Genomic DNA, 14,056 nt, shown 5'->3' with positions numbered 1-14,056 from the left:
CGAACCCTCCCCGCACGCTCCGAACTCCCTTACGAATGGGGAGCGTGGCGATCTTAGGTCAACTCGGGTGGATTGGCTCGCGGTTGAGGAGGCTTGCCTTCCGAAATGGGATCTTCGTGGCTTGTGCGGAACTGGCCCGCGCGTCTAGGCGTCGAGCGTCATGGGCCCGTAGCGAGCCTCTCCGGCGTCCGTGGCGAGCGCCCAGTAGCGGTCGCCGTAGGACCAATGCCACCACTCTGTGGGGTAGTTGACCAGGCCCGCCGTGGCCAGGGCCGCGGTGAGGGTGCGGCGGTTGCGGCGGGCGGTCGTGGAGACGCGGTCGCAGTCCATGTAGCAGGCGCCCTCGCTCTCCTCCGGGCTCGCGTTCACCGGGGTACCGAGGTCGAGTTCGGTGCCGGACGTGGTGCACAGGGTGAGGTCGACCGCGGCGCCGGCGACGTGTGGGCCCACCTCGGGCGGCGAGAGGGAGCGGCTCGTCTGCTGGTGAAGGTAGGCGTCCGACCAGTCGGGGTTGGCCTTCCTGAGCTCGGCGGCGTACTCGTCGAAGTAGTGGATCTGCAGGTCAAGCGGGCGGTAGCCCTCGGTGACCAGGAGGCGCAGGCCCTCGGGCAGCAGCCGGGCGGCACGCGCCAGACGCCAGACGACGCCCTCGCGCAGCTGGGCGTAGGCCCCCGCCGGGTCGGCCAGGCGGTCGTCGACGTCCACGAAGGGCAGCGGGCGCAGGTCGATGAGGGCTTCGCCGCATTCGTGGACCGGTATGCCGATGACTCTGGGATCGTTCATGAGGATGATCGACGACATGCTGCCCCTCCATGGCGACGGTCGGCGGACACAGCTCCGGGGACGGGCTGCCGCCCGCCCCCGAAGTCCCCTCCGTGCCCTGGCAGGGGCGCTACGCGACGAGCGGCCCACACGACCGACAGTGTCGGTGGTGTGGGCCGTACGAGGCATCAGTGGCCTTCCCCCGTGCTTCCCCCGTTGAATTCCGCTGAGTCCCCCGTTGTTTACTGCGATCCCCCGTTGCCGGCGGCACGTTCACCGCCAACACCCAGAGCGTGACGCAGGCCGCTGCAATTTCTCTGCAAGTCCGCGACAAGCGCCTTGCAGGACCGCCGCGAGCCAGGCCATCGCATGGGGTCAGAGACCCGGCTCGTCCCGCTCCCGCGCCTCGTACGCCACGAAGACGTCGCGCGCCTCGCCGCGCAAGGCACCCGCCGATGCCCGGTCCCCCGCCGCCTCCCGTACCGCCGCGAGGTCGCGCAGGGTGCGGGCGCGGGGCAGCGGAAGCTCCAGTTCGTGCCAGTGGGCGGCGGACGCCGTCAGGTGCTGTTCGGCGGTGTCCAGGCGGCCCGCGGCCAGCTCGCACTCGCCGAGGGTGCGCAGGGCGAGGGCCTCGCCGAAGCGGTCGCGGTGGGCGCGGCAGACGTCGAGGACACCGCGGATCTCAGCCGCCGCCTCGTCCGAACGGCCCAGCCTGATACGGGATTTCGCTCGGGCCTGCATCGCGTACGCGAGCATGAGCGGGTCCCCGAGGGTGCTCAGGAGGTCCACCGCCCGCCCGGAGAGTTCCTCCGCCTCCGCGTACTCGCCGAGCGCGCGGTGCACCAGGCCGAGGGAGCGCAGGGTGAGGGACTCGCCGCGGCGGCTGCCGAGCCTGCGGTAGGCCCGCAACGACTCGCCGAGGAAGGCGCGCGCCGCTTCGAAGTCGCCGAGTTCGAGCTGGACGGACCCTGCGTACCGGCAGGACAGGCCGATTCCGGGATCGTCGTGGAGCCGGCGGAACCCCTCGACGGCGCGGACGAGCGTCTCCTGCGCCGCGCGCAGCCGTCCCGCTTCCCGCAGCGCGCTGCCGAGCCCGGCGAAGGCGGCGGCCCGGCCGCGTACGTCGCCGAGTTCGGCGCAGAGCCTCGCCGCCTGCTGGAAGTATCCCTGCGACTCGGGGAAGCGGTCCTGTTCGTAACGGAGTTGGCCGAGGCCGATGAGCAACAGGGCCTCCCCCGCGCTGTCTTCGGCTCGGCGGGCCGCGGCCAGTGCCGCGTCGTGGGTGCGCCACCATGCCTCGAACCGGTTGCCGACGGTGTACGCGGAGGAGCACAGGGCTGCCGCTGCTTCGCAGGCCAGGGTGTGCAGGTCGAGGGCGGCGGCGCGCTCGACGGCGGCGGCGATCGCGTCGGCCTCGGCCTCGAACCAGGCGGCCGGGTCGGCGAGCGCCCGCTGGGTGGCCTCAGGACCGACGGGCCGGACGAGTTGCCGCAGGCTGTCGGCACCGGATCCGCCAGGGCCGCCGGGGTCCAGGAGCCCGCGGTGCAGTTCGACCGCGCCGGACGGTGTCGCGGACGCGGCGCGTCCGGTCAGCCAGAGCCAGGCGCCAAGGGCACGGCCGACGGCGGCTGCCCGCTCGGCGGGCGGGTCCTCGGCGTCGGCGCGCTCGGCGGCGTACACCCGCACCAGATCGTGCGGCCGGTAGCGGGGCTGGCCCGCGCGGTCGACGCCGGTGCAGTGCAGGAGCTGGGCGTCGATGAGCTGTTCCACGACACGGTCCGCCTCGGCCTCCGGCACGTCGAGCAGCGCGGTCACCACCCACGCGGCCACATCGGGCGCGGCGAGCAGGCCGAGGCGGCGCAGCGCGGTGCGGGCGGGGGCGTCAAGGGCCCGGTAGCTCAGGCCGAGGCCCGCACGTACCTCCAGGTCGCCGACGGCGAGTTCGTCCAGGCGGTGGTGTTCGTCGGCGAGGCGTTCGGCGAGCATCCGCGCCGTCCAGTGCCGACGGGTCGCGAGGCGGGCTCCGGCGATCCGGATGGCGAGCGGAAGCCCCCCGCACAGCTCGACGATGCGCCGCACGGCGTCCGGCTCGTCCCTGAGGAACCGCTCCCCCGCGACACGGCCGAGGAACTGCGCCCCCGGCTCCGTGTCGAGCACGTCGAGATCGGCGCGATGCGTGCAGGGCAGGGCCCCGAGGCGGGCCCGTCCGGTGATCAGCACGCCGCAGGTGGCGCTGCCCGGAAGCAGCGGACGCACCTGGGACTCGCTGCCGGCGTCGTCCAGTACGAGCAGGATGCGGCGCCCGGCCACCAGGCTGCGGAAGAGGTCGCGCCGCTCGGCATCCCCGTCGGGAGGATCGGCCCCGAGGGCGTACAGGAGCCGCCCGAGCACCTCGCCAGGTGCCACGGGATCGGTGGCGCCGCGCAGTTCGGCGTAGAGCTGCCCGTCCGGGTAGGCGTCGGCGACCTGGTGTGCCGCCCGGACGCCCAGGGTGGACTTGCCGATACCGCCGGGGCCGGACACGACGACGACCGGCATGGCCTCGCGGGGCCCCGAAAGGGCGGCCCGTACACCGGCGAGCTGGGTGTCGCGTCCGGTGAAGTCGCCGATGGTGGGCGGCAGGAGGGCCGCCACGGGGACGGCGTGTTCCTTGGGGGCGGGGTCGGGGGCGTCCGGGACGGCGGGCAGCAGCCCTTCGTCCGCGCGCAGGATCGCCTCGTGCATTCTTCTGAGGTCGGGGCCCGGGTCGATTCCCAGCTCGTCGGCGAGTGCGCCGCGCCCCTCCTCGTACACCGCGAGCGCCTCCGCCTGGCGCCCCAATCGGTAGAGGGCGAGCATCAGTTGGCCACGCAGGCGTTCGCGGGTGGGGTGCGTGGCGACCAACGCGGTGAGTTCGGCGGCCAGTTCCCTCTCACGGCCCGTCAGGGCGAGTTCGGCCGCGATCCGTTCCTCCAGGGCTGCCTGCCGCGCCTCGTCCAGCTGGTCGGCGATGGCACGCAGCGTCGTGCCGATCCCGCCCAGGGCGGGGCCGCGCCACAGCGCGAGGGCGTCCGCCAACAGCCGGGCGGCAGCGGGATGATCGCCCTCGGCGGCGGCCTGCCGGCCCTGGGCGGTCAGGCGGTCGAACGCGGCGCGGTCGACGAGCGTGGCGTCCGCGTGGATCAGATAGCCGGGCGGGCGGGTCTCGATGGCGTCGGCGGACAGCGCCCGGCGCAGCGCGGAGACGTACGACTGGATCAGGGAGCGTGCCGTGTCCGGTGGGCGCTCGCCCCAGATGGCGTCGATCAGGGCGTCGACGGACACCACGCGTCCGGGTTCCAGGAGCAGGGCCGCGAGCAGTGCCCGGGGTTTGGGGCCGCCCACGTCGAGCCGTCGGCCCGCGCGCCACACTTCGACAGGTCCCAGTAAGCGGTAGTCCGTGTCCACGCACAACTCCATGGGTCCCTTGCCCCGTGTCGCCCCCACCGCCCCCTGCCGATCGGCTGGTCATACTACGTCTGCCCAGCCCCGGCCCATGGTCACACCAAGGGAATCAGGCCATCCGCCCGCCGACCGTCCGCCGGACCGTTTCAGCGCCCGGGAGGGCCGCCTTCGCCCGGTCCCGGCCCCGGCGCTCCGGGCACGGCTCCGCCGCCCTGCAGGCGCTCAAGGTCGGAGGGCCGCACCTGGATGACGACCAGGGCGATCAGCGCGGCGACGACGGCGAAGACGGCAGCGGCGACGAAGGAATTCGAGATACCCGACGCGAGGACCTGGTCGCCCCAACGCCCCGGGAGTTGGCCTGTCCTGCGGAACTCCACCAGCTCGGCGGGTCTCGCCTCTCGCAGAAAGCGGGGCACCTGGTCGGTGGCTTCGTTGCGGCTGGCCGTGCCGAAGACCGTGACGAGGACGGACAGGCCGAGTGAACCGCCCACCTGCTGGGTGGCGTTGAGGATCCCGGAGGCCGCTCCTGCCTCCTGCGGTGCCACACCCGACACCGCCATCAGTGTCAGCGACACGAACTGCATGCCCATGCCGAAGCCGAAGACCAGTATCGGGCCGAGGAGGCTGCCCGCGTACGAACTGTCGACGTCGGTCAGCGTCAGCCAGCCGAGACCCACGGCGGCCAGCGTCGCGCCCACCACCATGAAGGGCTTGGGACCCCATTTGGGCAGCAGCTGCGAGGCGAGACCCGCGCCCACGGCGATGATCGCGCTGACCGGCAGGAAGGCGAGTCCGGCCCGCAGCGGGCTGAAGTTCAGGATGTTCTGCACGAACAGCGTCAGGAAGAAGAACATGCCGAACATCGCCGCGGCCAGGCACAGCATCATCCCGTAGACACCGGCGCGATTGCGGTCGCGGAACATCCACAGCGGGGTGATGGGCTGCTTCGAGCGGCGCTCGACCGCGAGGAACAGGGCAAGGAGTACGACGGCCGCCGCGAAGGCAGCGATGGTCACGCCGTCGCTCCAGCCGTCCTTGGAGGCGCGGATGAAGCCGTAGACGAGCAGCACCATGCCGAGCGTGGAGGTGAGCGCGCCGAGGATGTCGAAGTGTCCGGGATGACGTTCGGACTCCCGGATGTAGCGGGGGGTCGCGAACGCGATGAGCAGGCCGATGGGGATGTTCACGAAGAGCACCCAGCGCCAGTCGAGCCATTCCACGAGCAGTCCGCCCGCGAGCAGCCCGATCGCGCTGCCGCCGGCCGATACGGCGGCGAACACGCCGAACGCCCTGTTCCGCTCGGGTCCTTCGCGGAACGTCGTGGTGATCAGCGAGAGGGCGGTGGGCGAGGCGATGGCGCCGCCGACGCCCTGGAGCGAGCGCGCCGCGAGCAACTGCCAGGACTCCTGGGAGAGTCCGCCGAGCAGCGAGGCGAACACGAAGAGCAGAACACCGAACATGAAGACTCTGCGGCGCCCGAGGATGTCGCCGAGGCGCCCGCCGAGCAGGAGCAGGCCGCCGAAGGTCAGTGTGTAGGCGTTGACCACCCAGGACAGGGTCTCGGTCGAGAAGCCGAGCGAGGTCTGGATGTGCGGCAGTGCGATGTTCACGATGGTGATGTCGAGGACCACCATCAACTGGCACGAGGCGATGACGAGGAGTGCGATACCGCTGCCGCTGCCCCGCTCCGGGGTTGCGGCAGACTCTGAGGGTGTCGTCCGAGAGCCCGTCATGGGATTGCTCGCGCGTAAGGCAGTGGGTGAACGCAGACGTTCACTCACTTCAGGCTAGTCCCGGCTGCCCCGCCCCGCCATTCGATGGCGGGGCACGGACACCATGTGACCTAGGACACCCCAGCTGCCCGACGACTTGATCCGTTCCCACACGTCCTACTGGCAACGGCACTGCGACAGACAGGACGGCGTCACCATGACCGAAGCCACCAAGGGCCCCGCGAGCTACTTCCCTTCGATCGAGAAGAACTACGGCCGCCCGATCGCGGAGTGGAAGGAGCTCATCCGGTCCTCGCCCCTGACCAAGCACATGGAGATCGTCGCCTGGCTCAAGACCGAGCACGGCATGGGTCACGGACACGCCAACGCTCTCGTCGCCCACACTGTGGCCGAGAACCGCGGCGCGTGAGCGGTCGGCTCAGCGCAGGACCGCCCTTCGGTTGCGGCGCCGGGCGAGCCGGTGGAAGGCCTTCGGGGCGCGTCCCGGCGCGGGCAGGGCGCCGGCGACCGCGTCGGCAAGGAGCGTGGTGACCGTCTCCGCGGCGCAGGTGCGGTTGGCGCCGATGCCTCCGCTGGGGCCCCGCTTGATCCAGCCCACGACGTAGGTCCCGGGCTGCCCGGCCACCCGGCCGCCCTCGTGCGGCACGGTGCCGGTGGTCTCGTCGAAGGGCAGCCCCGCGACCGGCACACCGCGGTAGCCGATCGCGCGCAGCACCATGTCCGTCCCTATCGTCCGCTCCCCCGACGCCTCCGCGACACGTACGCCCTGGACGGCCTTCTCGCCGACCACTTCGAGGGGGGCGGAGTGGAAGCGGAGCACGATGCGCCGCCCCGGTGCGGGCGCCTGGGCCCAGTCGGTCCGGTCGCGCGTGACGCCTCGCAGGACCGCCGCCTTGTCCTTCGGGCCTGCCTCGTCGATGGCCGGAGCGATCCGCGGGTCGTGGTCGTCGACGACCAGGTCCACGCCGGGAACGTGCTTGAGGGCGAGCAGTTCGGACTTGGTGTACGCGGCGTCTTCAGGCCCGCGCCGCCCGAGCAGAACCACTTCGCGCACGTTCCCGGCCCGCAGCGCCGTCAGCGCGTGGTCGGCGATGTCGGTGCGGGCGAGGCTGTCGGGGTCGGCGAGCAGGATGCGGGCGACGTCGAGGGCGACGTTGCCGTTACCGACGACGACCACGCGCTCGACGGAGAGGTCGACCGCGTCCGGCGCCACGTCCGGGTGGCCGTTGTACCAGGCGACGAAGGCCCGCGCGGAGACACTGCCGGGCAGCTCCTCGCCGGGGACGGCAAGTGTGCGGTCGGCGGACGCGCCCACGGCGTAGATGACCGCGTCATGGTGCGCGGCGAGCTCCTGCGCGCTGACGTCGGAGCCCACGTCGAGTCCCAGGTGCAACCGCACCCTGGGATGCGTGTGGAAGCGCGCGAAGGTGTCGCCGACCTTCTTGGTGGCGGGGTGGTCCGGTGCCACACCGAAGCGCACCAGGCCGCCGGCCACCGGCAGCCGGTCGATCAGTGTCACTTCGGCGCTGGTGTGCAGGAGCAGGTCCTGCACCGCGTACATCCCGGCGGGTCCGGTGCCGACGACGGCGACCTTGAGCGGCGCGAAGTCCGAGGGCAGGACGCGCGGGAAGGACGGCTCGTCCCAGGCGTGGAAGTTCGGCCCGTCCGGGGCCGGTTGGGGTGCCTGGTCCTCGTAGTACGCCGCGTTGATCGCCGCGTACTCCCGCTGCGCGACGGGCAGGCTGTCCACCGGAAAGATCGCCTCGACCGGGCAGGCGTCGGCGCAGGCGCCGCAGCCTATGCAGGTCGTGGGATCGATGTGCAGCATCTCCGTGCTGCCGAACGCCCGCTCCTGGGGAGTGGGGTGGATGCAGTTCACCGGGCACACGGCGACGCACGTGGCATCGCTGCAGCAGGTCTGGGTGATGGCGTAGGTCATGGCGTCGGCTCGACTCGTTCGGTTCACTCGACTCGTTCGGTTCAGATGAGGTGGGCGCGCTTGTAGAAGGCAAGGGCCGGCTTGGTGAGCAGGCGGGAGGCGGCCAGGAAATCCATCAGGCCCGAACAGCTCGAGCGCATCATGGACTTGTGGTGCTCGTTGGCCTTCGCCTCGGCGATGGCGCGCTTCTCGTCCAGTCCGGCGTTCGCGTAGACCTTGCGGTTCACCATGCTGGTGACGATGTAGTACGACGCGATCGCGACGACGAACGCGTTGATCTGGCGGCGCACCCGGCCCGATCCGGCAAGGCGCTTGGTGGTCTGGTCGCGGGCGAACTTCATGTGCCGGGACTCCTCGACGACATGGATGTTGTTGATCGTCCGGACGAACGGCACGACGCGCTCGTCCCGCATCCAGTCGCGCTGCATGACGTCGAGCACCTCTTCGGCCACCAGGATCGCGGCATAGGCCGCCTCACCGAAGGCAACCGTCTTGAACACCCGGCCGAGCTCCATCACGAACCGGTTCGGCCGGTAGGCGGGCGCGCCCAGCTTCTGGGCGCCACGGGCGAACATGATCGAGTGCCGGCACTCCTCGGCGATCTCGGTGAGCGCCCACTGGACCTCGTCGCTGGTCGGGTCCTTCGCGTACACGTCACGCAGCACCATTTGCTGGAGGATCATCTCGAACCAGATGCCCGTGCTGGCCACCGACGCGGCTTCCTGCCGTGTCAGCTCCTTGCGCTGCGCATCGGTGAGCTCCTGCCAGTACGACGTGCCGTACAGGGAGCTCCATTCCGGGCTCGCGCCGTGAAAGTCCCGGTCGAGGGGGGTGTCCCAGTCCACTTCGGTGGCCGGGTCGTAGGCCGACACGGCGGCCGAGTCGAGCAACCGCCGGGCCACGTCGTCCCCTTCGGGGCGGTCCTGCGTTGTCGGCCGAACAGTGCTGCTTGCCATGCTGCGGCTCCTTGACTCTGATGCGTACGTTCTCTTGTTCGCTCAGGCAACGGACCGGGGCGCCGTCCCGCGACGCGCCCCGGCCCGCTTGTTAGACGGACCGTATAACAAGCGGGCCGGGCAGCCTACCCCCGAGTAAGAACTGAATCCGGGCACCTGATCGCGACCTGCCGGAAGGGTTGACGGACCCTCGGCGCGGCCATACGTTCTCGCCGCACCCGGATGCAAGTTCTTGCAGCAAGATTCACCAAGAGTGGCGTGATCGCGCCCTGTTGGCGTCACTTGCCGCGCTCGCGCCACCCCCCTTTCTCCCCCAGGAGGACGCATGCCCAGAAGATCCGTGGCCGCCGCTCTCGCCCTTGTGGCGGGCGCCGCGGCGGCCGTCATGGCACCCGCCCCCGCGCAGGCAGCGCCGCCCGGCGACAAGGACGTCACCGCCGTGCTCTTCGAGTGGAAATTCGACTCGGTGGCGAAGGCCTGCACCGACCGGCTCGGCCCCGCGGGCTACGGCTACGTGCAGGTCTCGCCACCACAGGAGCACATACAAGGCTCCCAGTGGTGGACCTCGTACCAGCCCGTCAGCTACAAGATCGCGGGCCGGCTCGGTGACCGCTCCGCCTTCAAGAACATGATCAATACGTGTCATGCAGCGGGCGTGAAGGTCGTCGCCGACACGGTCATCAACCACATGTCGTCCGGCTCGGGCACCGGCACAGGCGGGTCGTCGTACACCAAGTACGCCTATCCGGGCACCTATTCATCCTTCGACTTCGACAACTGCACCGCGCAGATCAGCAACTACCAGGACCGCTACAACGTCCAGGAGTGCGAGCTCGTCGGGCTCGCCGACCTGGACACCGGCGAGGACTACGTGCGCGGCCGTATCGCCGCGTACATGAACGACCTGCTGTCGCTCGGCGTGGACGGTTTCCGCATCGACGCGGCCAAGCACATGGCCGCGGGCGACCTCGCGAACATCAAGTCCCGGCTGAGCAACCCGAACGCCTACTGGAAGCAGGAGGCCATCTACGGCGCCGGTGAGGCCGTCTCACCCACCGAGTACCTCGGCAGCGGTGACGTCCAGGAGTTCCGGTACGCCCGCGACCTCAAGCGGGTCTTCACCGGCGAGAAGCTCGCCTACCTGAAGAACTACGGCGAGGGCTGGGGCTACATGGCCTCGGGCAAGTCCGCCGTGTTCGTCGACAACCACGACACCGAGCGCGGCGGCGACACCCTCAGCTACAAGGACGGCGCCAACTACACCCTGGCCAACGTCTTCATGCTGGCCTGGCCCTACGGCTCCCCCGACGTGCACTCCGGTTACGAGTTCAGTGACCGCGACGCCGGTCCGCCGGACGGCGGCACGGTGAAGGCCTGTTACAGCGACGGCTGGAAGTGCCAGCACGCGTGGCCCGAGATCGCGGGCATGGTGAAGTTCCGCAACACCGCGCGCGGGCAGGGCGTCACGAACTGGTGGGACAACGGCGGCAACGCGATTGCCTTCGGCCGCGGCGACAGGGCGTACGTCGCCCTCAACCACGAAGGGTCCTCCCTCACCAGGACGTTCCAGACCTCGCTGCCCGCGGGCACCTACTGCGACGTGCAGCGCAACGCCCCGGTGACCGTCGACGGATCCGGCCGGTTCACGGCGACCCTGGGCGCCAACACAGCCCTTGCCCTTCACACGGGAGCCCGGAGTTGCACCTTGCGCAAGTAGTTGAAATCTCTTGCAGAAAGTCTTGACCCGTACATGCATGAGCGGCAGGCTCCGACTCGGAATCCCCCCACGGCACCCTCCCCCACGAGGAGTTGCCTTCTCAGGGCACAGCTGTGCCCGGTCTCGAAGGAGCCGCACCATGCAGCACCGTTCCCGCCTGCTGGGCGCGACGTCGGCCGGGGTCCTGGCCGCGGCAGGACTCGCGACGTTCGCGCCCTCGCAGTCGCAGGCGACACCACCCGGAGAGAAGACCGTCACCGCCACCATGTTCGAGCGGCAGTACGCGGATGTGGCCAAGTCCTGTACCGATCAGCTCGGCCCTGACGGATACGGCTACGTCGAGGTGTCGCCCGCATCCGAGCACATCAAGGGCGACCAGTGGTGGACCTCGTACCAGCCCGTCAGCTACAAGATCGCGGGCCGCCTGGGCGACCGCGCGGCCTTCAAGAGCATGGTCGACGCCTGTCACACGGCGGGCGTCAAGGTCATCGCGGACGCCGTCATCAACCACATGGCCGCGGGCTCCGGGACGGGCACGGGCGGCACGGCCTACGGCAAGTACGACTACCCCGGCTACTTCCAGGACGCGGACTTCCACACCTGCCGCACGAGCATCAACGACTACACCAACCGTGACAACGTCCAGAACTGCGAACTGGTGGGCCTGGCCGACCTCGACACCGGCAGCGACGCGGTGCGCGGCACCATCGCCGCCTACCTCGATGACCTGAAGTCCCTCGGCGTGGACGGCTTCCGCATCGACGCCGCCAAGCACATCGCCGCCGAGGACATGGCCGCCATCAAGGGCAAGATGAGCGATCCCGGCTTCTGGGTCTCGGAGGTCATCCATGGCGAGGGGGAGGCAGTCCAGGCCGACGAGTACACGGGCGTGGGGGACGTCGACGAGTTCCGTTACGGCGGGCACCTCAAGAGCGCCTTCCAGGGCGGCGACATCGCGCAGCTGAAGTCCGTCGCGGACGGCAAGCTCGGCAGCGGCTCGGCGCGTACGTTCGTCGACAACTGGGACACCGAACGCAACGGCTCGACGCTCACCTACAAGGACGGCGCGGTCTACACCCTCGCCAATGTCTTCATGCTCGCCTCGCCCTACGGATCGCCGAACGTCTACTCCGGCTACGAGTTCTCCGACAAGGACTCGGGCCCGCCGAGCGGCGCGGACGGCTGGACCGGCACGCATGCCCAGCAGGCGATCACCGGTCTGGTCGGGTTCCGCAACGAGGTGGGTTCCGCGGAGCTGACCGACTGGTGGGACAACGGCGGCAGCGCCCTCGCCTTCAGCCGTGGCGACAAGGGCTTCGTCGCCCTCAACAACGGCGACGGCGAACTGACCCAGACCTTCGCGACGTCCCTGCCCGCCGGAACGTACTGCAATGTCGCCAAGGCCTCCCCGGACAGCTGTGAGGGCAACACCGTCACCGTCGGAGACGACGGGAAGGCCGAGACCACGGTGCCCGCCCGCGGGGCGCTGGCCCTGCACGTCGGGGCACGGGTCGGCTGACCGTCGGGCCGTGCTTCAGGCCTGGACCGGACGGAACACCGGATGACGTACCGACTCGGCGGCGAACTCCTCGTCCGCCGAGTCGGCCGTCACGTCGGCGTAGGCGCTGTCGGGCGCCCGGCGGTCACCGCGCCGCCAGCAACCGGGCCGCGCCCTGCCGGGCTTGGCGCGCGGGTTCGGGTGAGCCTGATATCGCGGACGCGGTCATGGCCCCCTCCGCGAGCAGGACCAACGGGGCGACAGTCTGCCCGGATTCGCCCGCGTCGGCCACGAGTGCGGCCATGTAGTCGCGGAAGGCTCTCTTGTGCGCGCGGACGGTCTCGGCCACCGCCGGGTCGACGGCGCCGAGTTCGCCGAAGGAGTTGATGAAGGCGCAACCCCGGAAGCCGGGTTCGCAGAACCACTCGTACAGCCAGTCGTAGACCGCGAGGACACGTTCCCTCCCCGCGGGCCGGCCGTCCGCGTACTCGGCGAGCCGGGCCCGCCAGCGACGGTCGCGGCGCTCGAGGTAGGCGAGGACGAGGTCGGACTTCGAGGGGAAGACCTGATACAGCCGCTTGAGCGACACACCGGAGGCCGCACGCACCTGGTCCATGCCCACGGCTTGGACGCCGCGCTCGTAGAAGAGCTCTTCGGCGGCGTCGAGCAGTCTGGTTTCCGCTTCAGCGCGATCCATGGGAGCTCCAGACGAGGGACGAGAACGTACGTTCTCCAAGGCTACTACGGGGAGTTGAGGCGCCTCACCATTGCGCGAGAACGCTCGTTCTCCTATCGTGGCGCTCCCGCAGATACAGGAGAGAGCCATGACCGCACGACCCCCCGTACCGCCGTTCACCCGGGAGACCGCGGCCGAGAAGGTCCGCCTGGCCGAGGACGGCTGGAACACCCGCGATCCCGAGAAGGTGTCCCTCGCCTACAGCAAGGACTCGCGCTGGCGGAACCGTGCGGAGTTCGTCGTGGGCCGAGACGCCATCGTCGCCTTCCTCTCCCGCAAGTGGGACCGCGAGCTCGACTACCGGCTCATCAAGGAACTGTGGGCGTACGACGGCAACCGCGTCGCGGTGCGCTTCGCCTACGAATGGCACGACGACTCCGGCCACTGGTACCGCTCGTACGGCAACGAGAACTGGGAGTTCGACGACGACGGTCTGATGCGTGTGCGCCACGCATGCATCAACGACCTCCCCATCGAGGAGTCCGACCGCAAGTACCACTGGCCGCTCGGCCGTCGCCCCGACGACCACCCCGGTCTCAGCGATCTCGGCCTGTGATCACGGCGACCCGCGGGCGAAAAGGACTGGCGGGCCCAGGCCCCCACGGACGAACATGCACCACATGAGCGACCAACCCGCGCGCTGGACCCAGGCAACCGTCTACCCCGACATGTGGGCGGACCCGGACGACGACCCCCGCAACAGCGAAGGAGTCAGTCCGGACGGCGAACTGGCCACCCTGCAGGACTTTCTGACGAGCTATCGCATGACACTGCTGATGAAGTGCGAGGGCCTTGCCCCGGAGCAACTGGCCCGCCGGTCGGTGCCGCCGTCGACGATGTCGCTGCTCGGCCTGGTGCGCCACCTCGCCGAGGTGGAGCGGGACTGGCGCAACTGGATCACCCACGATGATCCGCTGCCGACGCTGTACGGCAAGGATGACGGGGACTTCCACGGAGCCGTCGCCGACCAGGCGGTGGTCGACGGCGCGTACGCCGATCTGGCGCGCGAGCAGGCCGAGACCGACGCCGCGCTGGCCGGACACCCGGATCTGGGCGAGCGCCTCGGGAAGGACGGCACCGCGGTCCGGGAGCTGATGGTGCACAGGGTCGAGGAGTACGCCCGTCACTGCGGGCACGCCGACCTGTTGCGCGAGTGTGTCGACGGGAGGGTGGGTCAGTGACCCGCAGGTGACACCACGCATCACTGTGCGGCGGGGGGGGGGGGGGGGGCCCCCCCCCCCCCCCCCCCCCCCCCCCCCCCCCCCCCCCCCCCCCCCCCCCCCCCCCCCCCC

At 70.4% G+C, this 14,056-nt stretch carries 10 protein-coding genes and 1 pseudogene; 5 read left to right on the top strand and 6 right to left on the bottom strand.

Translation table 11 applies throughout. From position 1 onward, the window contains the following. Positions 1–144: 144 nt before the first annotated feature. The 3 genes from ACGFX9_RS37115 to ACGFX9_RS37105 form a co-directional block, all read right to left on the bottom strand. A complete protein-coding gene (locus ACGFX9_RS37115) occupies positions 145–801 on the bottom strand; it encodes a M15 family metallopeptidase (RefSeq protein WP_393483920.1) in 657 nt (218 codons plus the stop codon). Positions 802–1,137: 336 nt separating this feature from the next. Next, on the bottom strand, positions 1,138–4,188 hold the full coding sequence (locus ACGFX9_RS37110; protein WP_393483917.1) for a BTAD domain-containing putative transcriptional regulator: 3,051 nt from the start codon (positions 4,186–4,188) through the stop codon (positions 1,138–1,140). A 143-nt stretch (positions 4,189–4,331) separates the two neighbouring features. Further along, positions 4,332–5,918, bottom strand: coding sequence for an MFS transporter (locus ACGFX9_RS37105; RefSeq protein WP_393483914.1), 1,587 nt, complete (start codon positions 5,916–5,918; stop codon positions 4,332–4,334). Between the two features lie 196 nt (positions 5,919–6,114). On the opposite strand from ACGFX9_RS37105, the gene ACGFX9_RS37100 reads away from it, so the two are divergent. Then, positions 6,115–6,327: a DUF4287 domain-containing protein gene (locus ACGFX9_RS37100; protein ID WP_393483911.1), complete on the top strand. Its 213-nt coding sequence runs from the start codon at positions 6,115–6,117 to the stop codon at positions 6,325–6,327. A 9-nt stretch (positions 6,328–6,336) separates the two neighbouring features. Here ACGFX9_RS37100 and ACGFX9_RS37095 read toward each other — a convergent pair whose 3' ends face one another. Then, positions 6,337–7,857, bottom strand: a complete 1,521-nt coding sequence (locus ACGFX9_RS37095) for an FAD-dependent oxidoreductase (RefSeq protein WP_393483908.1) — start codon at positions 7,855–7,857, stop codon at positions 6,337–6,339. Between the two features lie 41 nt (positions 7,858–7,898). Next, positions 7,899–8,813, bottom strand: coding sequence for a diiron oxygenase (locus ACGFX9_RS37090; protein ID WP_393483905.1), 915 nt, complete (start codon positions 8,811–8,813; stop codon positions 7,899–7,901). Between the two features lie 325 nt (positions 8,814–9,138). Here ACGFX9_RS37090 and ACGFX9_RS37085 point away from each other — a divergent pair. Both ACGFX9_RS37085 and ACGFX9_RS37080 read left to right on the top strand, forming a co-directional pair. Then, positions 9,139–10,515 (top strand): annotated as a pseudogene (locus ACGFX9_RS37085) (alpha-amylase family protein); the annotation flags it as partial. Positions 10,516–10,669: 154 nt separating this feature from the next. Continuing rightward, complete coding sequence (locus tag ACGFX9_RS37080; RefSeq protein ID WP_393483902.1) at positions 10,670–12,049, top strand: alpha-amylase family protein; 1,380 nt, start codon at positions 10,670–10,672, stop codon at positions 12,047–12,049. A gap of 124 nt (positions 12,050–12,173) precedes the next feature. On the opposite strand, the gene ACGFX9_RS37075 is transcribed toward ACGFX9_RS37080, so the two are convergent. Beyond that, complete coding sequence (locus ACGFX9_RS37075) at positions 12,174–12,725, bottom strand: TetR/AcrR family transcriptional regulator (RefSeq protein WP_393483900.1); 552 nt, start codon at positions 12,723–12,725, stop codon at positions 12,174–12,176. 127 nt (positions 12,726–12,852) lie between these two features. On the opposite strand from ACGFX9_RS37075, the gene ACGFX9_RS37070 reads away from it, so the two are divergent. Both ACGFX9_RS37070 and ACGFX9_RS37065 read left to right on the top strand, forming a co-directional pair. Beyond that, positions 12,853–13,320 carry a DUF1348 family protein gene (locus ACGFX9_RS37070; RefSeq protein ID WP_393483897.1) on the top strand — a complete coding sequence of 156 codons (468 nt, stop codon included), beginning with the start codon at positions 12,853–12,855 and terminating at the stop codon, positions 13,318–13,320. A 55-nt stretch (positions 13,321–13,375) separates the two neighbouring features. Further along, positions 13,376–13,945: a DinB family protein gene (locus tag ACGFX9_RS37065; RefSeq protein ID WP_393483894.1), complete on the top strand. Its 570-nt coding sequence runs from the start codon at positions 13,376–13,378 to the stop codon at positions 13,943–13,945. Positions 13,946–14,056: the final 111 nt, after the last annotated feature.

The sequence above is a fragment of the Streptomyces sp. NPDC048436 genome (assembly GCF_043200355.1).
Taxonomy (GTDB): domain Bacteria; phylum Actinomycetota; class Actinomycetes; order Streptomycetales; family Streptomycetaceae; genus Streptomyces.
Note: the sequence above shows the minus strand (reverse complement) of the source record. Positions and strands in the feature narration are given on the sequence as shown.